The organism is Mycobacterium sp. 050134 (assembly GCF_036409085.1).
Lineage (GTDB): Bacteria > Actinomycetota > Actinomycetes > Mycobacteriales > Mycobacteriaceae > Mycobacterium.
The window spans coordinates 22534-44929 of the sequence record NZ_JAZGLV010000024.1; the positions used below are offsets into that span (position 1 = coordinate 22534).

At 68.1% G+C, this 22396-nt stretch carries 16 protein-coding genes; 8 read left to right on the top strand and 8 right to left on the bottom strand.

Annotated elements, in window-relative coordinates:
* Positions 1–6 precede the first annotated feature (6 nt).
* The 7 genes from SKC42_RS23005 (at position 7) to SKC42_RS23035 (ending at position 10103) form a co-directional block, all read left to right on the top strand.
* On the top strand, positions 7–1674 hold the full coding sequence (locus SKC42_RS23005) for a hypothetical protein (RefSeq protein WP_330966565.1): 1668 nt from the start codon (positions 7–9) through the stop codon (positions 1672–1674).
* Complete coding sequence (locus tag SKC42_RS23010) at positions 1671–3350, top strand: hypothetical protein (RefSeq protein WP_330966566.1); 1680 nt, start codon at positions 1671–1673, stop codon at positions 3348–3350. Before SKC42_RS23005 ends, SKC42_RS23010 begins: the two co-directional genes overlap by 4 nt.
* A 206-nt stretch (positions 3351–3556) precedes the next feature.
* Positions 3557–5011, top strand: coding sequence for an AAA family ATPase (locus SKC42_RS23015; RefSeq protein ID WP_330966567.1), 1455 nt, complete (start codon positions 3557–3559; stop codon positions 5009–5011).
* Positions 5008–6477: an O-antigen ligase family protein gene (locus SKC42_RS23020; protein WP_330966568.1), complete on the top strand. Its 1470-nt coding sequence runs from the start codon at positions 5008–5010 to the stop codon at positions 6475–6477. Before SKC42_RS23015 ends, SKC42_RS23020 begins: the two co-directional genes overlap by 4 nt.
* On the top strand, positions 6477–7490 hold the full coding sequence (locus tag SKC42_RS23025) for a glycosyltransferase family 4 protein (protein ID WP_330966569.1): 1014 nt from the start codon (positions 6477–6479) through the stop codon (positions 7488–7490). Before SKC42_RS23020 ends, SKC42_RS23025 begins: the two co-directional genes overlap by 1 nt.
* Before the next feature lie 16 nt (positions 7491–7506).
* On the top strand, positions 7507–8433 hold the full coding sequence (locus SKC42_RS23030) for an aldo/keto reductase (RefSeq protein ID WP_330966612.1): 927 nt from the start codon (positions 7507–7509) through the stop codon (positions 8431–8433).
* Positions 8430–10103, top strand: coding sequence for an FAD-dependent oxidoreductase (locus SKC42_RS23035; RefSeq protein ID WP_330966570.1), 1674 nt, complete (start codon positions 8430–8432; stop codon positions 10101–10103). The genes SKC42_RS23030 and SKC42_RS23035 overlap by 4 nt, the downstream gene beginning before the upstream one ends.
* 21 nt (positions 10104–10124) lie before the next feature.
* On the opposite strand, the gene SKC42_RS23040 is transcribed toward SKC42_RS23035, so the two are convergent.
* From SKC42_RS23040 to SKC42_RS23050, 3 genes are all read right to left on the bottom strand, one after another.
* A complete protein-coding gene (locus tag SKC42_RS23040; RefSeq protein ID WP_330966571.1) occupies positions 10125–11801 on the bottom strand; it encodes a glucosamine inositolphosphorylceramide transferase family protein in 1677 nt (558 codons plus the stop codon).
* 44 nt (positions 11802–11845) lie between these two features.
* On the bottom strand, positions 11846–12889 hold the full coding sequence (locus SKC42_RS23045; RefSeq protein ID WP_330966613.1) for a glycosyltransferase: 1044 nt from the start codon (positions 12887–12889) through the stop codon (positions 11846–11848).
* 73 nt (positions 12890–12962) lie between these two features.
* Positions 12963–13787, bottom strand: a complete 825-nt coding sequence (locus tag SKC42_RS23050; protein WP_330966572.1) for a class I SAM-dependent methyltransferase — start codon at positions 13785–13787, stop codon at positions 12963–12965.
* Positions 13788–14305: 518 nt separating this feature from the next.
* Here SKC42_RS23050 and SKC42_RS23055 point away from each other — a divergent pair.
* A complete protein-coding gene (locus SKC42_RS23055) occupies positions 14306–14977 on the top strand; it encodes a hypothetical protein (RefSeq protein WP_330966573.1) in 672 nt (223 codons plus the stop codon).
* A gap of 54 nt (positions 14978–15031) precedes the next feature.
* Here the strand turns inward: SKC42_RS23055 and SKC42_RS23060 are convergent, their stop codons facing one another.
* The 5 genes from SKC42_RS23060 to SKC42_RS23080 form a co-directional block, all read right to left on the bottom strand.
* Complete coding sequence (locus tag SKC42_RS23060; protein WP_330966574.1) at positions 15032–16975, bottom strand: glycosyltransferase; 1944 nt, start codon at positions 16973–16975, stop codon at positions 15032–15034.
* Positions 16972–18447, bottom strand: coding sequence for a flippase (locus SKC42_RS23065; RefSeq protein WP_330966575.1), 1476 nt, complete (start codon positions 18445–18447; stop codon positions 16972–16974). Before SKC42_RS23065 ends, SKC42_RS23060 begins: the two co-directional genes overlap by 4 nt.
* 13 nt (positions 18448–18460) lie before the next feature.
* Entirely contained in the window at positions 18461–20023 is a 1563-nt protein-coding gene (locus SKC42_RS23070) for a sugar transferase (RefSeq protein WP_442932230.1), read from the bottom strand.
* A complete protein-coding gene (locus SKC42_RS23075; RefSeq protein WP_330966577.1) occupies positions 20020–20598 on the bottom strand; it encodes a dTDP-4-dehydrorhamnose 3,5-epimerase family protein in 579 nt (192 codons plus the stop codon). Before SKC42_RS23075 ends, SKC42_RS23070 begins: the two co-directional genes overlap by 4 nt.
* 87 nt (positions 20599–20685) lie before the next feature.
* Entirely contained in the window at positions 20686–21864 is a 1179-nt protein-coding gene (locus SKC42_RS23080; RefSeq protein WP_330966578.1) for a PPE family protein, read from the bottom strand.
* Positions 21865–22396: the final 532 nt, after the last annotated feature.

Genomic DNA, 22396 nt, shown 5'->3' on the forward strand with positions numbered 1-22396 from the left:
GTGACGATGCCCCGCCTATTGAGGAAAGCCGTGCTGGCCGCTGCGTTACTGCAGGTGGTGCTGCTGAGCGGATGCGGCGGCCACCCCAATCCCGGGCCGCTGTCGGCGATGGTCTTCCCGGCCATACCGCCGACCGCGCAGGAGATTCCCAATCCGCTGCGCGGACAGTACGAAGACTTGCTGGATCCGCTTTTCCCGCAGGGTAATCCGGCGCAACAGCGGTATCCGGCGTGGCCCGCGTCCGACGATGCGAGCATCCGCGTCTCGTGGCGGCAGCTGCAGCCGACCGACCCCCGCACGCTGCCGCCGGATGCCCCGGACGATCGCAAATTCGATTTCAGCGCGATCGACGACGCGCTGACGAAGCTGGCGGACCGCAACATGCGGCTGACCCTGCGCGTCTACGCCTACAGCTCCTGCTGCGGCGACTCCCGCGCCGACAACACGAACATCGCCATCCCCGACTGGATGCGGTCGGCAGCCACCACCTATCCCGCCCCGCCCAATGGCCGTGCGCCGGCGGCCGCGCAGGTCGTCCCGAACTGGAACGACCCCGGCTACCTCAACGCTTTCGGCCAGCTGCTCGCCGCGCTCGGTCGCCGCTACGACACCGACGAGCGACTTAGTGTCTTCGAGTTCTCCGGGTACGGCGACGCGAGCGAAAACCACATCGAGTACCTCCGCGACGTGTTGGGCGCGCCGGGCCCGGCGCCGGACGACAGCGTCGCCAACCTCGGCTACTACAGCCAGTTCCGCGATCAGAGCATCACCATCGCCTCCATTCGGCAGCTCGTCGCCGCCAACGTGAACGCGTTCCCGCACACCCAGCTGGTCGTGACGCCACAGAACCCGGAGATCGTGCGCGAGTTGCTTGCCGACGAGGTGACCCACCGATTGTCCGGGCCGGTCGGCATCCGCGCGGACTGCCTGGGGGTCCAGGCGCCGCTGCCGGCCTGGGCGGAATCCGCCGACTCGCACTTCGTGCGGTTCAACGATCCCGTCGTCAACGCGATCAAGCAGCGGTTGTCATCGGCCCCCGTGATCACCGAGTGGTGCCGGCCGCCCGACGGCACCGATCCCCGGACGTATTACGAAAAGGGCCTGCACGACGTCATCCGGTACCACGTGTCGATGACGTCGAGCACCGGCTTCCCGGACCGCGACGCGGGTTCGGCGATGGATCCGAAGCTGTATTCGCTGTGGTCCCACGCCAACATCTTCGCCGGCTACCGCTACTCGGCGGAGGCCAAACCGGGGTCGCAATCGCTCCAGGGTTCGACGGCGACGATCTCCGTCGTCTGGACCAACTACGGCTCGGCGGCGGCGACCGAGCACTGGGCGCCCGGTTACCGGCTGGTGGATTTCTCGGGGGCCGTGGTCCGGAACCTCCCCTCGTCGGTAAACCTCCGGACACTGGTCCACGACGACTCCAGCCAATCGCGCGACGAGGCGGTTCCGGAGTCGACGACGGAGCCCGTGCACGTCGACGTCACCGGCCTGGCGCCCGGGCACTACACGCTGCGCGCGGCCGTCGACTGGCAACAGCACAAGCCGGGCGCCTCGCGGGTGGTGAACTACGCGCCCATGGCGCTGGCCCGGGACGGCCGCGACGGGTCGGGTTCGTATCCCATTGCCACGCTCGATATCCCGAATGATTCGGACCAAAACCAATGAACCACTTCCGGCGCCTGGCGTCGCTGGCGGCCGTGATCGGGTGCGCGGTGCTGCTGTTGGCCGGGTGCGCCCATCGAGCGGACCCCGGCCCCCTGGTGGCGGTGGCGAGCCCGCCCATACCGCCGGGTGTCCAAGAGGTGTCCAACCCGCTGCGTGGCCAGTACGAGGACCTGATGATGCCGCTGTTCCCGCAGGCCAATCCCGCGCAGCGGCGGTACCCACCCTGGCCCGCCTCGTATGACGCCAGCCTGCGTGTCACGTGGCGGCAGCTGCAGCCGACCGACCCGAGCACGCTGCCCCCGGACGCCGGCGACGATCGCAGGTTCGACTTCGGTGCGATCGATGACGCGCTAGCGAAGGCGAGCGGGCGCAACATGCGGCTGACGCTGCGCGTGGTCGCCTACCACTCTTGTTGCGACGCCAACTATCCCGACAACACCAACATCGCCATACCCGATTGGATGCGCTCCGCCGCCACGAATCTGGTTGGTCGGCAACGATATTGGTGGCCTGCCGCACCGACGCAAGTGGTGCCGAACTGGAATGATCAACGGTACCTGGACGCCTTCGCCCAGCTGCTCGCCGCCCTGGGCCGCCGTTACGACGGTGACGAGCGGCTCAGCGTGTTCGAGTTCTCCGGCTACGGGGATTTCAGCGAGAACCACATCGCGTATCTGCGTGACGAGCTGGGCGCCCCGGGCCCGGCGCCGGACGACAGCGTCGCGAAACTCGGTTACTACAGCCAGTTTCGTGACCAGAGCATTACCGCCGCGTCCATCCGGCGGCTCGTTGCGGCGAACGTCGACGCCTTTCCCCATACCCAGGTGGTCGTCACCCCGCTGAACCCCGAAATTGTCCGCCAGCTGCTTGCCGACGACGTCACGAGGAAGCTGTCCGCGCCGGTCGGCATCCGTTCGGACTGTTTGGGCGTGCTGGCGCCGCTGCCCACCTGGGCCGAGGCGGAGGGCTCGCACTACGTGCGGTCGAAGGATCCGCTCGTCGGCCGGCTCAAAGACCGGCTGACCTCGGCGCTGGTGATCACCGAGTGGTGCCAGTTGCCGCCCGGCACGGATCCACGGTCGTACTACGAAAAGGCCCTGCGCGACGTGGTGCGCTACCACGTCTCGATGACCTCGAGCTACAACTTCGCGGACGCCGGTTCCACCACCCCGATGAATCCGGCGCTGTATCTGCTGTGGGCCCAGGCCAACGTTTCGGCCGGCTATCGGTATTCGGTGGAAGCCCGGGCGGGATCGCAATCCGTGCGCGACGGGGCGGCGACCATATCGGTGGCTTGGACCAATTACGGCAGCGCCGCCGCCGTCGAGAACTGGGTGCCGAGTTATCGGCTGGTGGACTTCTCGGGTGCGGTGGTCCGGGCGCTGCCCGCGCACGTGTCGCTGAAGACCCTGGTCCAGCAATCCGGAGCCAACGCCGGGGACCAGCCGGCCGCCGTGTCGTCGATCGAGTCGGTGACGGTCGATCTGACGGGGCTGGCGCCGGGCCATTACACGCTGCGCGCGTCCGTCGATTGGCGGCAGCACAAGCCCGGCGCGTCGCACGTGGTGGACTATCCGCCGCTCCATTTGGCGCGCGACGGCCGCGACGGCTCCGGCTCGTACCCGATAGCGACGCTCGACATCCCGCGCGATCAGCCGAGTTCTGCCGCCCGATAGTGCCGGCCGCCCCCACAATCGGTCCCGGACGCGGGACGGAGGCCGCCGAAGGGCGACAGAGGGGTGGGTGGGGGAAAGGGTGAGAAATGGGAAGGTCACGACCCGGCCTGGCCATGCTGCATAATGTGAAGGGTTTGCGGGGACGCCGATCGGGCGACCAAAGGTATGCTCTTAGGCGCTGCGGCCGTTAGAAAGGTGATCAGCCGATGGATTTCCGTACCTTTGTCCGGATTCTCGGTGCGCACTGGAAGCTCGCGATGGGCGCCCTGCTGGCGTGCACCATCGGCGCCGCCGCCGTCACCGCCCTGCAGACCAAGCACTACCAGTCGGCGGCCACGATCCTCATTTCCTTCCCTGGCGCCACCGACCTGACCGAGCTGTACAACGGCACGCTGACGGCCCAGGAACGCCTGTCGTCCTATGCCCAGATCGCCGGCGGACGCACCGTGGCCGAGCGCGCCGTGAGCCAGCTTCAGGTCCCGATCAACCCCGATGCCCTGGTGAGCCAAACGCAGGTGAAGTACACCGCGAAGTCGATGCTGTTCACAATCATCGTCCGGGACACGGATCCGGCGCGTGCCGCCGCGCTGGCGGGAGCTATGGCCAACCAGTTCGCCGCGATCATCCCGACGCTGGGCGCGAACCCGGGCCCGAACGGTCGGGACGTGCCGGTGACCGCGGGACCGCGGCCCGACACGGGCGAGCCCGCCCCGCCCACGGAAGCGCCCGGCCCGGTGACCGGCCCGGCAGCAAAAACGCTGCCGGTGGGCCGGGCGAGGGTGGTGGAGCAGCCGCGGGTTCCCGAGCATCCGGTGTCGCCGGTGCCGATGCGCAACATGCTGATGGGCTTTGTGGCCGGGATACTGCTGGGCATCGCGGTGGCGCTGACCCGCGAGGCGAGCGATCGCACCGTGCGCACCCGCGAGAAACTCGAGCAACTCTCCGGCTTACCGACGCTCGCGCAGCTGCCCGGTAAGCGTGGCAGTCCGTTGCGGTTCGGCGCCGACCCGACGCTCGACGACGCGGTACGAGGCCTGCGCGCCCGGCTGCTCAGGGCGATCGGGCCGGACGGCCGCCGGGTGCTGGTGGTGGCACCGTTCGGCGGCGAAGGAACGACAACGACGGCGGTGAACCTGTCGCTGGCCCTCGCCGAAATCGGCGAAGACGTCCTGCTCGCCGAGGGCGATACTCGACGGCCGGTGATCGCCGGGCTGCTGAAAGTCGAATCGGGGGAGGGGCTGGGCAACGTGCTGGCGAACCCCGAAATCGCCGCGGAAGCCGTCAAGCCGACTCCGCTGTCGAAGCTCTTCATCCTCGCGTCCCGGTCCGTCCGCCGCGAGACGCTGCCATGCAGCGCCTACCTGCCGGAGACGGTCGACCGGGTGCTGCAGGACCTGTCGTCGCGGTTCGACCGGATCGTGGTGGACGGTCCGCCCGTGCTGGCCACCGCCGACGCCGGCCTGCTTTCGGGTGCCGTGCAGGCCACGGTGCTGGTCGTGCGGGCGCGCCGGACCACGTTCGACGAGCTCGAGGATGCGCTGACCGCCCTGCGTTCGGCCGGCGCACAGGTCGTCGGCACCGTCCTGACCGACGCCAGGCCGTCCATCCACGTCCGCGCCGCGGCGAAGACCTACCGGTCGAAGGTCAGCAGACCGGCGTGATTCCCTACCTGCCGAGTCGCCATCGCCTCGCGGTCGATGGCGCTCTGCTCGCGGTGTTTCTGTTCGGGTGCTTCGTGTTCGGCGTGCTCTCGGTGCGCCGAACCACCGAGGGAGCGCTGCTGATCGCCGCGCTGTTCTGCCTGGTGGTGTACTGGGTGAAGCCGGAAGGGATGGTAGGCGTCACCCTGTTCCTGGCGTTCGCGGCGCTGCCCGAGGGTTTGCACATCGGCAAAGTCATTGGGCCCGTGGCCATTTACGCGTTCCACGTGGCCGCCGTGCTAGCGATCTGCTACCTGATCCCGATCGTGAGACCACGATTCACCGATTTCCTGTTGGCCGCGATGTTCGTGTTCACGGTGGTGGTCTACACCGTCATCGGGTTTCTGCGTGGACACCAGGCCACCATGGTGATGCTGGAGTCGGCGACCCTGATCGAAATGGTCATCGGTTTCGTGTTGGGGCTGTTCGTCGTCTACGGCGGCTACCTGAAGTTTGCGATCCGGGTCATGGCTGTGACGCTGTGGTTCTCGGCTTTCATGACGATTGTCAGCTCGTTGCATGCGATCCGGCTGGCGGGAAGGGCCGAAAGCCTGGAGGGGGCGACGGGCGCCAGCCAGGCCCTTCGCATCGTCTTGTCCACCCAGACGCCGGCCACCGCCGTGCTGGCCGCGCTCGTCGCCGCCTCGATCATCGGCAAGGTCAGGCTCGCAACGATTCTCGCGTTGGCCCCGCCGTCGCTGGTCATCTCGCTGCTGGCCTTCGCCCGCAACACCCTGATCGCCGTCGCGGTGGCGGCCGTGGTGGCGTTCCTCGCCAGTTTCGGCTGGCATGCGTTGCGGCGCACGGCCGTCGTCGTCACGATCAGCGCGGCGGTCTTCGCGGTGACGGTGCCGGGGTCGCTGTTCCTGCTTCAGCAAACGCACGCCGGCGCCTGGCTCAGCGATCAGTTCACCGCGTTCAATCAGCGGGTGTTCGGCGGGATTTCGGCGAGCGCGCTCGCCACCGACGAATCGACACTGGACCGTCTGCGCGAAAATGCCCGGCTCAACGACGCGATCGCGCAGGCGCCGCTATTCGGCCACGGCCTGGGCTACGCGTATCAGCTGCCGTCCGGAAACGATCCCAACGCCTTCCCGTGGGTGTTGGGCCCCACCTACTCTCACCTGTTCTACCAGTGGTGGCTGGCCAAGGCCGGCGCCGTCGGGATGGCGGCGTTCGTATGGTTCGCGGGGACACCGATCGTCCGCGCGCTGCGCCGCGCCTCGGCACCGGCGAAGATCAGCGCCGCGGTCTGCGCCGCCCTGCTCGCGATATCCGCCGTCTGGCCGCTTCCGGAGATGCAGTCGCACGCACTGGCGTTGGGACTCGCCCTGGGATCGGCGATGGGGTTCGCGAACCTGCCGCGCCGCGCGGGCGACGCGGCTCTCGACGCCCCCGGCCCGGCCGCCGCGCCAGGGCCGAACTGATGGTCGCGGTCATCCATGTGGGACCCGGCATGTACAGCTTCGGCGGGACCCAGTCGGTGATTCGGGTCATCCGCGACAACCAGATCGGCGCCGACGACATCCGGGTCCTGTCGACGTGGAACGGGCGCCACCACCTGAGAAGCCTGCTTCTCACGGCGCGCGCGGGTGTCGCGCTCGCGCGGGCGCCGCGGGCGACCATCGTGCACTTCCACTTGGCCAACGGGGGAGCGTGGCTACGGGAAGGACCGTTGATCCGACTGGCGCGAGCACGCGGCCTCCGGGTGGTGGTCACCATCCACGGCGCCGACTTCCCGGAGTTCGCCGGGTCGCGCCCCCGCTTCGTGGGAGCCACGTTGCGCCATGCCGACCATGTGATCGTCCTGTCGGAGCAAGCGCGTGCCGCCGTCGCGGCGGTGGCGCCGGCGGTGCCGACGTCGGTGGTAGCGAACCCGATCCCGATCGATCGGGACGCGCCCGGAGCCGGCGCGACACCACCCGTGGCGCTCTTTGCGGGCACCATCGGCCACCGCAAAGGGGTCGACACCCTCGTCGCCGCCTGGCGCCTGCTGGTCGCCGAGGGCGTCGAAGGGCGTTGTCGGATCGTCGGTCCCATCGACGACTACACGCCGCCCCCCATCGAACGCCTGTCCGTCGAGGGGCCGGTACACCCGGACGGGATCCGGGACCTGCTCCGGTCCGTTCGCGTGGTGGTCCTGCCGTCGACGGCCGAGGGAATGCCGATGATCCTCACCGAAGCCCTGGCCGGTGCGCGACCGTTTGTGGCCACCCCGGTCGGGGGTACGGCCGAAATCGCTTCGGACCCGCGGATGCTCGTGCCCGTCGGCGATGCGCCGGCGCTAGCAGCGGCGATCGGCCGGTACCTGCGCGACCCCGCTTTGGCGGAGCGAGACGGGCTGCGGGGCCAGGAGCACATCGCGGCGACGCGCAGCCCGGAAATCATCGATGCCCAGCTGCGCCGGATCTACGAGGGCTGTGGCGTTGGAGCGCGTTGAGCTTTCGGGACCGCGGCTGCAGGTGAGCGCGGTCGGGTTCGGCTGCGGCGGTCTCATGCAGTCACCTTCCCGCCGCGAGCGGATGGCCGTGCTGGGCAGCGCCGTCGACAACGGCATCACGCATTTCGACACCGCGCGCATGTATGGCCTTGGAATGGCCGAGGCCGAGCTTGGGCGGTTCTTGCGCGGATTGCCGCGCGACACCGTGACCGTCGCAACCAAATTCGGCATCGACGTGGGCGGCGTGGCCCGGCGCCTCGGCCGCTTTCAGGCGCCGGCCCGCGCCGTGCTGCGCGGGGCGCCGGCGCTGCGGCGCACGGTCAAGCGGCAGCGGTCGACACCCGAGACGCCACGTGTGTACGGTGTCGCCGCCGCGGCGGACAGCCTCGACCGCAGCCTTGCGGCGCTGGGCTGTGACTACGTCGACATCCTCTTCGTGCATGCCCCCCGACCCCACGACGTCGTCGAGAGCGACGAACTTCGCGAATTCTTCGAACGCGCCCGCCGGCAGGGCAAGATCCGCGCGTGGGGTGTCTCCCAAGACGAGGGCCTCGAGTCGGACCTCGCCGGCGAATTCGCGCCCGAGGGCGTCAGCCAGGTCCGTGGTGATCTGCTCAACCCTCCGCCGCGTCCCGCCGATCTGGCCTTCGGCGTGCTGAACGGATCGCTCACCGCACTGTCCGGCGCGCTGCGGGCCGACGCGCCGCTGGCGAGACGCTGGCGCGAATCGCTCCAACTCGATCCGCTCGCCCCCGGGGTGCTCCCGCGATTGATCGTCGGATCATCCGCTGCCGCAACGGGTTGCCGCGCGATCCTCTACAGCACGACCCGTCCGGACCGCGTCGCCGAAGCGGCGAAGGCCGGCTCGTCGACACCGGACGCGGAGATCGCGACGCGCTTCCTCGAACTCGTCGCGGAATTCCGGGAGGGCGGCGCGCGGTGATCCGTGGCCCGCGGGAGTTCGCCGATCACACGACAATCGAGACCGATGTGGTGGTCGTCGGAGCCGGTGCGATCGGCATCGCCACGGCGCTGGAACTCGCGGGGTCCGGGGTCCGGGTGGCCCTGATCGAGAGCGGGCTCGAGCGCGCGGAGCAAGCGGCGCAACGATTGTCGGATCTCGACTCGCGGCAAGACGATCATCTCCACTCGAGCGGTGAGCTCATGGTCCGCCGACAGGTGGGCGGCACCACCGCGCTCTGGGGCGGGCGCTGCGTCACATTCGACCCCATCGATTTCGAGAATCGCCCGCTGACCGCGCAGGCGCCCTGGCCGATCCGCTATGAAGACGTCGAGCCCTACCTGCAACGCGCCTGTGATTGGGCGGCGTGCGGGCGGGCGGCGTTCAACGCGCGCGACATCCCGCGGCTCGCGGCGGGCGATCTGGTCGCGGGGCTGCCCGACGGGCCGGTGCGCACGACCGATCTCGAACGCTGGGCGCTGCCAACGCGTTTCGGCCGCGAGTATCGGGACGCCCTGCGCGACGCCTCCCGCCTCACCCTGTGGACCGGCCTGACCTGCACCGAAATCGTGACGACACCGGGCGGCGACTCCGTCGACCACCTCGTGGTCAAGACGCTTGACGGTCGCCAGGGCGGCGTGGTTGCAACCGATTACGTCATCGCGACCGGCGGGCTGGAGGCGACCCGGCTGCTCCTTGCGTCGGATCGCCACCACCCCGCGGGGCTGGGGAATGCGGGCGGTCACCTGGGCCGCTGGTACATGTCGCACGTCGAGGGCCGCGTCGCGCGCGTGCGGTTCACCACTGACGCCGTGATCCACGGTTACGAACGCGACGACGAAGGCGTGTACGTGCGCCGCCGCTTCACCCTCGATCCGCAGCTGCAGCGGGCGGCCGCGATGCCCAATGCCGCTGTCTGGCTGGTGAATCCGCCGATCAGCGACCCGCGGCACGGAAGCGGGATCCTGTCGGGGGTCTATCTCACTCTCATCTCCCCGGTCGGCCGGTTCCTGCTCGCGGAGGCCATCCGCGCCAAGCACACCCACACGGACGGACCACCCCAGGTCCTCGCGCACCTGCGAAACATCGTGCGGGACCTGCCCGGCTCGATCCGGTTCGCGCTCACCTTCTCCTACGCCCGGTTCGTCCGCCGGGGTCGCAAGGCGCCGGGCTTCTTCGTCAAGAGCGCCGACAATCGGTATCTGCTGCACTACCACGGCGAGCATCTTCCGCACTGGGACAGCCGCATCGAGTTGGCCGACGACCGCGACGCCCTCGGCATGCGGCGGATCCGCACCCACACCCAATTCTCCGACGCCGACTATCAGAGCGTCCGAAAGGCCATCGTCGCGATCGACGAACACCTGCGCCGCCACGACGTCGGGTACGTGGAATGGCTATCCGACGACGCCGAGGGCTTGGTGCGCGAATTCCTCGCCGGACATGCCGGCTACCACCAGGCCGGCACCACCCGGATGTCCAGCACTCCCGGCGGCGGCGTCGTCGACGCCAATCTCGAAGTGCACGGGGTGCGCGGGCTTTACGTCGCCAGCACGTCGGTGCTCCCGACGTCGAGTCAGGCCAACCCGACGCTCGTCGGGATTGCGCTCGGCGTCCGGCTTGCCGAGCGTCTGGCAAACGCCCGGGCGTGATCTTGCGCAGCGGACGCCGGCTCAGCGAGACGTGCCGACCCGCTCCACCTTCTGGACGTCGATCGCCAGCAGGCCGTCATGGTAGGAGAACGAGTGCGTACCAACGATCTTCGGAGCGAAGCGGGGGGCAATCCTGGTGACGACCTCCTCGCTGTACGTGTCCGGGCCAAGGCCGGTGATCTCCGCGATGCCCATGGATTCGCCGTACAAGTCGTAGCCCTGGGTTTGGAAGACCCGCAACAGGGTGTCTCCGTCGCGGAAGAATCCGCCGTTTCTGGCCCGGCCGCTGTCGAACACCACGGGATTGTTGGCGTGCGGGATCCAGGCTTCGGAGTCGAACGCGTCGGCGCAGAAGACATGCAGCTCGGAGTTGTGGTCTCCCATGTCGGCGCTGTCGATGTTGGTGAGCAGCCACCATCTGCCCCGGGAAAAGAAGATGGTGGTATCCGCCGCTGACACGTCGCTGACGAGCGTCTTGTGAAAGGACCACCGCAGCGGGAAATCGACGCACTTGTACAGTCGTATCTCCTTGATCTCCGCGGTCTCCGGGCACATGTACAGCTCCCCGTCGACGGTGAAGACGAACGGATACGAGAGGTGAAACGGCTCCTCGAGGGCGGTGCCGAGCAATTCGTAACCTTTGGGGTCCACCCGGATGACCGAGATCTTTCCCTTCTTGGTCCTAAAGTCGTAGTCCTCGACGAAACACGCGTCCAGTTTTTCGTGCCGGAAGACGAAGGGGTCGGCGAGGAAGCGGTGGGCGGGATTCGCGATGAACTTCGACCTCCACAGCACCGAGCTGCGCCAGCTCTCCGCGAATTGGTAAGCGACGCCCCAACGATGCTGCCTACCGGTCAGCCGGTCGGACAGGCGTCGCATGACGGTGTTGAGCGTGTCGATCTGATACCGCGCGAGGTCTCGCAGCGACGGCATCCGGTAGAGCCGATGCGAGTACGGCGACTTGGGCAGCACCGCAGGCAAAGCCTTCGTCCGGCCCAGGTCTTCCAGGAACTTGTGCAGGAAGACGTTGGACTTGTTGTGGATTCGCGCGAGGTTGCGCGCATAGGGGCTCACCGTGCCGATCGAGCCCCTCGCGAGGACGTCCCCGCCGTCGAGTTCGTCGAGCAGCCGCTGGATCACGAATCCCGTCGACGGTTCGTGATTGAAAACTTCCCAGAATGCGGGGGGGCCGCCCCTATTCACGTCATTGTTCCCGTGGTGGAACGAGATGATCCCGAACTCGCAGAGGTCGAGGATCCCGCCGCGCAGAATCCCGCTGCCGCCGCGCACCAGGACATCGACGTTCAGGCCCCTGATCGATTCCAGGTCATCCGCACCGTACCGGTAAACGGCCCCACTGGGCGACTTGATCGGGCGGACAAGCAGTTTCGGTACCTGTAAATCGTCGAGGTGACGGGTTTCGAAGGCGCTTTTCAGACGTGGGTCGCGCACGAAGACGCGCACCTCCATGGCCAGGATGGCTCTGAAGCAGAGGGCGGCCAGGGTCTTCAGGAATCGCCGTTCCCTGAATAACCGGAGGGCCTTACCGACCGGGCCGCCCCGGCGCTCGGGGAATGTCTGCACGATCAAGTGGTCGATCGAATAGTGTGCCGCGGATTGGCTCTTTTCGATCAGGTCGAACACCAGGTTCGGTTGGTATCCCTCGTCGACGAGGTAACCGACGCTGAGCTTCGTCATCGTCTCTTGCCTGCCTTTCGGACGCGTGGAGACCTCGACGGCCATCAGCGCCTACCGCCCAAGACCTCCGCAATGACCTCAAGAATGCGGCCCGCGACGATGTCGACGTCGAATCGACCCGCGTAGTGGCGAGCGGCGCCAGCCCCGAGCTCCGCCGCCGTCCGCGGGTCGGCCAGGGCGTCGAATGCGGCGGCAAGGCCGTCGATGTCGTCGACATCGATAGGGTCGCGACCCGGCGGCTGGAACTCCGGTAGGGCACCGGCCGTCGACACGATCGGCATGACGCCGAGCTGCATCGACAACACCTGCACACCGCTCTGCGACGCGCGGCGGTAGTGCGCGACCGAACCCTTGGCGGCGGCCAACGCCGGCACCACGTCGGCATAGCGGTAACCGCCGTTGCGCCAGATGGTGTGTGGTGGCAGGGCGTTGACATCGAGATCGCCGGCGCCGATGAGGACCAGGTGGTCTCCGCGCCAGCCCCCGCCTGTGGCATGCCGGCGCCACGCTTCGAGCACCACGTCGACGTTCTTGTAGGGGTTGAGCCGGCCGAACATGACGAAGTCATGCCGCCCTTCGGGTCCCACGAACGGCGGCACCCGGTCGAGGTCCAGGTCGCTAGCCAGGGGCACCACGTGCAGACGCGTGCTGGCGACGTCGCGTCGTGCGGCCACGGCCGCCGCAACGTAATCGCTGTAGGCCATCGTGGCGGCCGACCGTGCGCCCCAACGGTCCAATACCGCGCGCTCGTAGGCCGGCTGCCGTTCGTCGGGACCGTGCGGCTGATCGTCGTGCAGCACCCGGATGCGCGGCGTCCTCCCCGCCAGCGCGATCCAGCGGGGATCGCGGACCAGCTCGGTGATGACGACGTCGGGTCGGTACCGGCGGATCCGCCGCCAGGCGGCGAAGAACGGCGGCCAGGTGGCGGCGCTGAGAAACCGCGGCTCGAGCACCAGCTCGTAGGCGCGCGCGGCGTCCGACTCCGGGTGTCGATCGGAGGTCACCAGCAACACGTCGGCCCCCCGCCGGATCAGCGCCTCGGCCTGGACCCGCACCGCCGGACGCGTCCACGGCGAAAGCCACAGCACCCGAGGCGAACTCACAACGGGCACCCCGTGTCGCGTTTTCCCGCAATCCGTCCCCGGTGCGATCAGTTCTCCGTCACCCTTCGCCCGCCCGGAGGAACCCGTCGGCGTCTGACCACGTCCGAGACTCGAGGGCGCGCCGCGGTATCCCCTGCAGGACGCCGGCGACACGCGGTGCGGCGAGCACCTTCCAGACCAGCGGGTTGATTCTCGCGCGTGACCACACGTGCACGCCCACTCCGCCGAGTCCCCGCACCCACGGCCACCTGAGGGACGTGTGGAACCGCATGCCGAAACGCTTACCGATGAGTTCGAGCGTCGACTTCTGGTAGAAGGTGATGTGTTGCCCTGTCGCAAAGGCGTAATACCTCCATTCCTCCGGAGCCGGTGGGGTGCCTTCGAAGAGGTCCGTCGTGAAGATGACGGTGTCGGTCCCTGTGCTTTCCAACAGCTCCGCCACGAAGGCCATCGGGTCGGAAAGATGCTCCATCACCTCGAACGCCGTGACCGCTTCGTACGGAGCTCCCGGACCGCCGTCGGCCTCGAAGCCGCGCGCCGTCAGGTTCGGCGAGTGGCTGTCGGCCCAGTAATAGTCGAAACCGATGTCCCGCATCAGGCGGGTGAAAAGGCCGTAACCCCCGGCCGTGTCGAGGAATCGGCCGTCGTGGTCGAACTGGAAGTACAACAAGACGGACACCACCCGGGCTAGGTAGAGGTTGCGCCACAGGATGCTGGTGTCCGCCGCGGCCACCGGGCTCGCATACGCCTCGTCCAGCCAGAAAGGCTCCTCGGTCTGCAGGCAACCGCAATTGCCGCAAAGGTAGTAACGGCAATCGTACTTACGGAGCACCCGGTGCGTGAACGCCGGTGCGGTGCTCGAGCTACAGACGCGGCACAGCACGCTATCGAGCCTCCTGAGGGTTCTCCCCGGAGCCGGCAAACACCGAAGAGTTCAGGATAGAACCTACGACACGCGGAGCGGGCCGGGCAAGCAATCCGTCCCGAGATGCGTTCGGCGAAAGCCGAGTTCGTCGGGGCGCCGCAGTGACGCGATGAGCCCCGCCGCCGTGCCGGGGGCTGGCCGGGACGTCGAAGTTGCCGTCGTGGCTGCGAAGTGGGCGTTGTGGCGGCCCTGGTGCGATATGGCTGGGGCGTCGGCACCGCACGACATGGTAATTTGAAGTCCGTTCCGTATCGGTCTGCTCGTAGAGAGTTAGCCTAGTGACCAGAAGCGTGACACCGAAGTTCACGAAGGCGCTCAAGCGGAGAATCCGGTGGGTCGTCGGCAGCGAAACGCTCGAACAGCTCAAGGATCTGCTCCTCTTCGATCATTCCCAGACACTCAGGGCGAATCACCCGAATCCGCTCAACCGCGCCGGGCTGAGGTGTTTCTCCGCGACCGACGAGGACGGGATCACGTTGGAGATCCTGCGCCGGATCGGCCGCCTCGAAGGCGGGACGTTTGCCGAATTCGGCGTCGGCGACGGCACGCAAAACAACACGCTGATTCTCGCGGCGTTGGGCTGGAAGGGTTTCTGGGTCGGGGGGCAGGATCTGGCGGTCGAACTCGACGCTAACCCGCGCTTCACCTACCAGAAGGCCTGGATAACCGCCGACAACATCGTCACGTCGAGCCGGTTTTGCATGCAGCGCATCGGCGCCACCCACGTTGACGTCGTCTCGCTCGACCTCGACGGCAACGACATCTACCTGGCCGAAAAGCTGTTGGCGGACGGCCTGCGTCCGCAGCTGTTCATCGTCGAGTACAACGGCAAGTTTCCGCCTCCCGTGAAATTCCAGATCGCCTACGATCCCGGCCATGTCTGGCAGTCCGACGACTACTTCGGGGCGTCGCTGACCAGTTTCGCCGAGTTGTTCGAGCGCTTCGGTTACCGCCTGGTGTGTTGCAATGCGCATTCGGGTTCCGACGCGTTCTTCGTCGATGCCGCGCTCTCGGAGCATTTCGCGGACGTGCCGACCGACATCGGGCAGCTCTATGTGGAGCCCCGTTACTTCCTCTACGGTGGGTTTGGGCAGCACAGGACGTCCCCGCGCACGGTTGCCAGCATTCTGGCAGGTGCCGGGCGATGACTCGCCCCCGCGACGGGACGTGGCAGCGGCAAATCGCTTGCGCGAGAGGCTCAATCAGAGCACCTCATTGATCGCGTCGACATAGGCGTCCGCCATGGCTTCGATCGTGTAGTGCTTGCTCATTCGCTCGAAGCCGCGCTGTCCGACCGACGGAAGGGCGGCGGGGTCCGCGAGGATCGCCGCCAGGGATTCCCGCCAACCCCGCACCGACACGTCCTCAACGAGGAACCCGGCACGACCGAAGTCCAGCATCTCCGGTACGGCGCACACCGCCGACGACACCACCGGAATTCCGCGCGCCATGGCCTCGAGAATGACCAGGGGGAACGTCTCGCAGCGGCTCGGCATGCACAGCAGGTCGGCGTCCGCGAGAGCGGGCTCGGGGCCGTCCGCCCAGCCGCGCCAGTGCACCCGGTCGCGCAGGGCGGCGGGGGTGCGTGCTTCCAGCATCTCCCGGTCGGGTCCGTCGCCGAAGATCGACAGCTCCCAGGGCAGCTCCGTCAGGCCGCTCAGCGCGTCGACCAGGAGGTGAGGATTCTTGAATTCGACGATCCGCGACAGCATCACCAGTCGTATCCGATCACCGGCCGGACGGACCCGGGGGTGAGGCGGACCCGGTATGACGACGCCGTTGGGTGCCACGAAGTGCCGCCTCGTCAACCGGTGCTGTTCGGCGAGCATCTCCCAATGCCGTTGCGCCAGCATGATGAAACCGTCGGAACGGTTCATGGCGGCGACCAGGGGCCGGGAATAGATGGGCATGTCCGGGTGAGTGTGGGGCGCCACCAGCCACCCCCGACCGGCGCCGGCGGCGCGCCACACGGTGGCGAACCCGGTCTCGGTGTTGCTGTCGCCGCTGATGATGACCGCGGGACCGTCGGGCAGGTCGACGTGCGGCGCCCACCAGGGCTGCCGAACGACGCGGACGGTCGGTGGAATCTCCCTAACCAACGGGCCGAACCGCTGCACGCAGGCGACGGTGACCGGGTAACCGCGGCGGTCCAGCTCCGTTGCCAACAGCACCTTCTGCCGCTCGGCGCCCCCGTAGATGAGCCGGTTGGTGGTGATGACGATCGCGGGGAGGTCCCCGCGCCGGCCGGCGCGGGGAAGCTTGCGCTGAATGCGCTCCAAAAGGGTCGTACCGGCCAGGTAGACGTCGGCATGGTGGACGCCGTCCTGGTGTTCCAGCAGCAACGCCGCGTTGGCGCGCGCCAGGTCCTGCGCGCGGCGGCGCTCGACGTCCGCGCGGCGCACCGGCCGCGCGCGCTCGGCGCCCAGCTCGTCGGCCAGCAGGATGCGCCAGCCCGCGGCGCGGGCCCGCTCCTGCCAGTCGGCCGCCTCGCCGTCGCCGAAGAACTCCTCGTCGAAGCCGCCGAGAGTGTTCCAGGCGGCGCGGCTGATCGCCAGGCAGTTCGGGCTCAAATCGCCGGTGATGCAATGTATTTCGGCGGGCTGGCGGGCATAGAGCGGCGAGAGCGAGGTACGGCGTAGCGATTCGGACGCGCCGGCGGCCGCGGTCAGCCCGCGGGCCACGGTGCGGCGGCGGCTGGCGACGTCCCACGGCGTCCGACCGGCCGCGGTGGCGTCGCGCACCAACGGCGAAACCGCCGCCACGCCGGGGCGGCGAAGCAGGTCACGGGTCCGGGCCAAGGGGCCCAGCACGCTGGTCCCGGCATCGACGAGCAGCAGATCGGCATCGCTCGCGACGCGTTCCGCCAGCGCGTTAAATGCTTCGGCGAGGCCGACTTTGGCCGTCCCGGCCACCCAGTGCACCCCCGGGTAACGGTCGGCCAGTTCGGCGCGGCCGCCCCGATCATCGACGTTGTCGTAGACATGGACCGGCAGTTCGGGCAGGTGCGCGGCGAGCCTGCCGAGGCACACCCCGAGTTGTGCGTGATCCGCGTCGTTGACGATCAGCACCGCAAGCGGGCGCACGGAAGGCAGGGCGGCCGCGCCCGCGACAGGGCGCTTCAGGTATGCCCGATCCAGCTCTTTCACGCCGGCAGCTGCCCCCCGCGCGACGACCCCCGCAGCGCGGCGACGCTCGACCAGCCGATCGGGCCCACCACCGCGCTGGTGGCCAGGTAGGCGGCGGCGGCCGCCGCCAGGATCACGAGCACGTGCTGCCCCGAAAGCGCCAGTGCCACCGCTGCACTCACGCCGGTGGGGACGAGCGTCCGCAGCAAGAACACGACAGGCGTTCGGTATTCGCACCGACTGCGCAGCCACCAACTGCTCACGACCATGTTGAAGAACTCCGTGCACACCAGCGCGACCGCCGGACCGACGGCGCCAAACTTCCCGGCGAGGGCGACGTTAAGCGCGACGTTGAGCGCCAGCGTGGCCATCGTCAGCCAGAACAGGACCCGCTGGTGATGACTGGCGACCAAGCCCTGGCCGAGGGTGCCGCTGACGAATCGCAGGGCCGCTGCGACAAACAACAACGCCAGGGTCGGTGTCCCCCGCGCGACGAAGGCCTGGTCGCCGAAGAGCGCGATCAACGGCCCGGCGAGCAGCGCGCCGATCACCGCGACGGGGATGGCCGCGAAGGACATCAGCTCGACGCTGCGGCGCAGGAATCCGGCGAACGCGGCGACGTCCCGCGCGTAGAGCTCGGTGGCGGTCGACAGCGTCGACTTGAGGAAGACCAGCGAAACCACGATGGTGTTGAAGGCGATCGTGAAGGCCAGGCCGTACACGCCGACCTCGGAGTGGGTGCTCAGCAAAGACAGGATCACCCCGTCGGCGCGGCAGTAGAGCAGCCCGACGACCAGGAAACCGATCAGCGGCAGGCTTTCCCGCAGCAGGTCGAAGGCCTCGCGCGGCGCGAAGACCGGACGCACCGAAATCTGCCGCGTCGCGGCGCCGCCCTGGATAAGCAATTGCAGGGCCGGAGGGATCAGCTGCACGACGGCGAACCAGATCACGCCCGCCCGCTCGGCAACCAGCCAGCCGACCATGATGAGCGCGGCCAGCCTGCCGGCGACGTCGGAGATGGCCACCGCGGAGAACCGGACGGTGGCAAGGAACACCGGCTCGAACCGGGTGGTCATGGTCTGCAGCAGGAGCGCCCCCGACAGCACGACGAGCATCACCCGCACGTCGGAGTCGTGGTAGATCAGCAAACCGGAGCCGGCCGCCAGCCCCGCGAGGGGAATGCAGTAGATCAGGGCCATGCCGCTGTTCACGCGCACCAGGCGCTCGAGGTCACCACGCCCGGAGGTCACGCGGCGCACGATCACGGTGGCGATACCGAGGTCGGCGAGGCTGTTCCACATGGCGATGAAGAGGACCGCGATGGCGAGCTGGCCGTAGCGGCCGGGACCGAGATAGCGGGCGGTCATCGCCACTGAGACCACCGAGGCGAGCATCCCCAGCGCGCGGCAGATCAATTGGATCGAGAACGCGTGGGCCATCCGGGCGAGGGGTACCGATGGCACGACCACGCCAGGTGCCACCGGCTCAGTCATTGTGCGCGGGAACCTAGTAGGCGCCGTGGCTCGTCAGAACGGCCTTCACCGTCTTGGCGACGATCATGAGGTCACCCGCCATCGACCAGTTGTCCACATAGGACAGATCCAACCGGACCGACTCTTCCCAGGAAAGGTCGGAGCGGCCGCTCACTTGCCACAGCCCGCTCACGCCCGGTTTGACCAGTAACCGCCGCTTGACGTCCCCGCGGTAGTTCTCGACTTCCCGCCGCAGCGGTGGCCGCGGCCCGACCACGCTCATGTCGCCTTTGAGCACGTTGATGAACTGGGGCAGCTCGTCGACGCTGAGCCTGCGGAGGAATCTGCCGACCGGGGTCACGCGGGGGTCTTCGCGGATCTTGAACAGCATGCCGCCCGCGCCCTCGTTCGCCGGTAACAGCCGGTCGATGTGGGTGTCGGCTCCCTCGGTCATCGTCCGCAGCTTCAGCATCTTGAAGGGCTTCCCGTCGATGCCCATCCGTTCGGAGGGGTAGAAGACCGGCCCCCGGCTGGTCAACTTGATCGCGGTGGCCGCCGCCACCAGGACTGGCGCCGTCGCGATCAGGGCGGCCGCCGAGAAGCAGATGTCGAAGAGCTGTTTCTGGAAGCGTTGCGTCCCTTCGTATTGCGGCTTCTCCACGTGCAGCAGCGGCAATCCGGCGGTGAGGCGCAGGGTCAGTCGCGCTTCCGCCACGTCCATCACCCCGGGAGAGACGACGACGTCGACGTCCATCCGCTCCAGCTGCCACATCAGCTCCCGGATCCCGTGCATCCCGAAGTGATCGGTCTGCGTCACCGCGACGGTGTCCGCGCCGCAGCTCCTGACCGCGGCCACGGCATGGGTTTCGTCGCCGAGGATCGGCACCTCGCGCCCCCCGAGCGTGATGGTGTTCCCCCGGGGTCGGCCATATCCGGGCAGGCACACACCCACCACCACGCAGCCGTCGGAGGGATTGCGCGCCAGCTCGTGGGCCAGGTGCGACACGGCCTGTCGATCTCCGATCGCCAGTATCCTCGTCTGGCATTCGCCGTGGGCCCGCATGCGGGCGAGGCTCTTCCGCCACAGGCTGCGGCTCGTGAGCAGTCCCAGCGTCCCGACGGGCAGCGCGATCGCCAGATAGCCCCGGGCGAGATCGACCTTGGCGAGCAGCGTCACCATCGCGATGATCCCGAACGTCCAGAACGACGCGCTGCCGATCCGCCGATATTCGTCGATTCCGGCCCCGATGACCCGCGGGGACCGGGTCTGGAAGACCGCGAGGGACGACAACCAGAGCGCAGCGAACAGGATCGAGAGCAGCGTCATCACGAAATCGGAGTAGCCCGACGTGTTCGCGATCTCGCCGAAGCGGACGTACTGCGCCAGCATCACCGACGCGCAGACAATCAGCGAATCGCTGATGCGTAGACGCTGCGCATATCGGAGTTGCCAACGCGGCGCAGCCTTTCCGGTCGTCGGCACCGGTGCCAGGACGTTGGTCCCCGGCGCAACGCTGACTCGGTCCGGTAACGCGACCACGCCGATCGGTCGCCGGCGTCGTTGCGGTTGAAGGACATTCACCGTGTTGTGGGTCATGCTCGGCTCATGCATCGTGTCGGGTTCTCGATCGCCGTCAACTCCCGGTCGCGCGATGGCCAGCTGGCGTCCCGTTCGGAGATGACCGTGACGGGCAGCGGCCACTCGATCCCGAATTCCGGGTCGTCCCAGCGGAAGCCATGCTCGTCGACGGGTGTCTGCCCCCGGCCCCCGACTTGATAAATGACCTCGGTGTTGTCGATGAGGGTCTGAAACCCGTGTGCGACGTGCGGCGGCAGAAACAGCGCGCGATGTTCGTCGGCGCTCAACCCGACCATCACGTGGTTGCCGTAGGTCGGCGACTCGTCGCGCACGTCTACCGCGACCGCGGCGATCGCGCCCCTGGTGCAGCGGACGAGCTGCGCCTCGGCATGGGGCGGCGCCTGGCGGTAGAGACATCGCACCGTGCCGCGGGTGTAGTTGAAGAAGGTGTTGGTTTGCGTGATGTCGAAAGCCAGGCCGTGCTTGCCGAATTCGCGGGCGCAGAACCAACGTGACGAGAAGCCGCGGTGGTCGCGTTCCGGTTCCAGATCGACGATCGTGACTCCCGCGACCCGGGACGGGGTGAACTTCACTTCTCGCTCCTCCAGCGACAGGCACCCATGGCGGGAAGCCGCCGAAGCGGTCCCTCTGCGTACGTACGCGACTTGTCCATGGGTGGCCTAGCCGTATCCGCCGGACGGTGGCCGCGTCATCACGGTCGGGACGACCCCGTATCGGGGTCCGAGGTTCTTCGTCGCCGACGCCAGTCGCGGCAACGAACCCATGACGCTCGGCGGCACGTTGGCGGCGCTGAGACTGGCGTTCGGCAATGCCGCCGCGGCGCTCATGTTGGCGGTGGGGATCACGCTGGTCCAGCTCGCCGGCACCGCCAACGGGCCCAGGGAGGTCGCCGTGCCGAGGCTGCCGAACACGCTCGAGCCAAGCGCACCCGCCCCCGCGCCGGCCGCGCTGATCGCCCCCGACGCTGCTTGCCCGGCCGCAGCGGCGGCCCCCTGAGCCGCCGAGCTCGCCAGACCTTGTGCGGTCTGGGCCATCCCGAGGATGGACGACATCCCGTACAGCGGGGTCGCCGCCGCCATGAGGTACGACGGCAGAGCCGATGGTGCGTTGGACACGAAGGTGGACAGCATCTGCGACATGCTGGCGCTGCTCAGGATGCTCGAGGCGCTCCCCGCAGTGGCCGGCGAGGCGAGCCCGCCGAGGGCCGCGGGCAGCGAAGACACCAGGTTCGTCAGCGAGGCTTGCACCGTCTCGGCCGACGAAGCCACGGAGTTGGTGACCGCGGTGGCCTGGTTGGTCAGCCCCACTGGGCTGACGACCTCCGGCGGCTGGATGAACGCTGTGACCTCGCATGCGGCGGCCGAATTCGCCGCGTACTGGTACATCGCCGCGGCGTCTTGGGCCCACATCTCGCCGTATTCGGCCTCGGTGGCGGCGATCGCCGCGGAGTTCTGGCCGAAGAAGTTGGTGGCGATCAGCGTCGCGAGCTGGACGCGGTTGGAGATGATCGCCGGTGGCGGGACGGTCATCGCGAAGGCGGCCTCGTAGGTTTCGACGGCCTGTCTGGCCTGGCCGGCCGCCTCGAGCGCCCGCGCAGCCGCACCGGCCGTCCACGCCATGAACGGAGCGAACGCCGACGCCATGGTCAACGACGAGGGCCCCATCCAGCGGCCGGTGGTCAATCCCGCGATCACCGATCGGTAGGAGCTCGAGGCCAGATGCAACTCGGCGGCCAAGTCATCCCAGGCCGTCGCGGCCGCCGTCAGCGACAGCGGTCCGGGGCCGGCATACATCCTCGCGGAGTTGACCTCCGGCGCGAGTGCGCCGAAGTCGATCACTTCGACTCCTGATCATCCGCCGGCCGCGCGGTGCGCCCCGACGATACCGTCGGGGCAGCTAGACCGGAAACAGTAATACTCAAAGTATGGATTATGTGCGGATCACTCATTATGGGTATTTGATCCCTCGAGCGGAGGATTAGGGCCCTGGGTGCCCGGGCGTCGCCGTTCGCGCTGGATCGCGCCGCGCGATGTGGTGTGGGGCGGGCGCTCCGTGGCGCGGCGATGCTTGCGACACGTGCCGCGCGGGTGAGGTCTCGGTCCGGGGGCGGGGACGACATGGGCTCTCCTGACGGGCCTCTGTTCTCGCCGCGGTTTGCGGCCGAACCGCTACTGACAAACTGACAGCAGCTCGTCCGGCTATTTAACATACTAATAGTCTGGATTTCAAGTGAGACGCGCACCACAGGTATCGCGGTGAGGGCGCAGCGGGTCACGCCGTGTGGCGAACTACTGCTGCTAACCTGGTATGCGGACGATTGCCGCTCGGGGAACGTCCGGCCGGGGCTCCCTGAATACGGCTGATCCGTCG

Coding starts and splice junctions, on each gene's coding strand:
- SKC42_RS23010 (WP_330966566.1), top strand. CDS start 1,671: ATGAACCACTTCCGGCGCCTGGCGTCGCTGGCGGCCGTGATCGGGTGC.
- SKC42_RS23070 (WP_442932230.1), bottom strand. CDS start 20,023: ATGACCCACAACACGGTGAATGTCCTTCAACCGCAACGACGCCGGCGA.
- SKC42_RS23065 (WP_330966575.1), bottom strand. CDS start 18,447: ATGACTGAGCCGGTGGCACCTGGCGTGGTCGTGCCATCGGTACCCCTC.
- SKC42_RS23015 (WP_330966567.1), top strand. CDS start 3,557: ATGGATTTCCGTACCTTTGTCCGGATTCTCGGTGCGCACTGGAAGCTC.
- SKC42_RS23005 (WP_330966565.1), top strand. CDS start 7: ATGCCCCGCCTATTGAGGAAAGCCGTGCTGGCCGCTGCGTTACTGCAG.
- SKC42_RS23040 (WP_330966571.1), bottom strand. CDS start 11,801: ATGACGAAGCTCAGCGTCGGTTACCTCGTCGACGAGGGATACCAACCG.
- SKC42_RS23025 (WP_330966569.1), top strand. CDS start 6,477: ATGGTCGCGGTCATCCATGTGGGACCCGGCATGTACAGCTTCGGCGGG.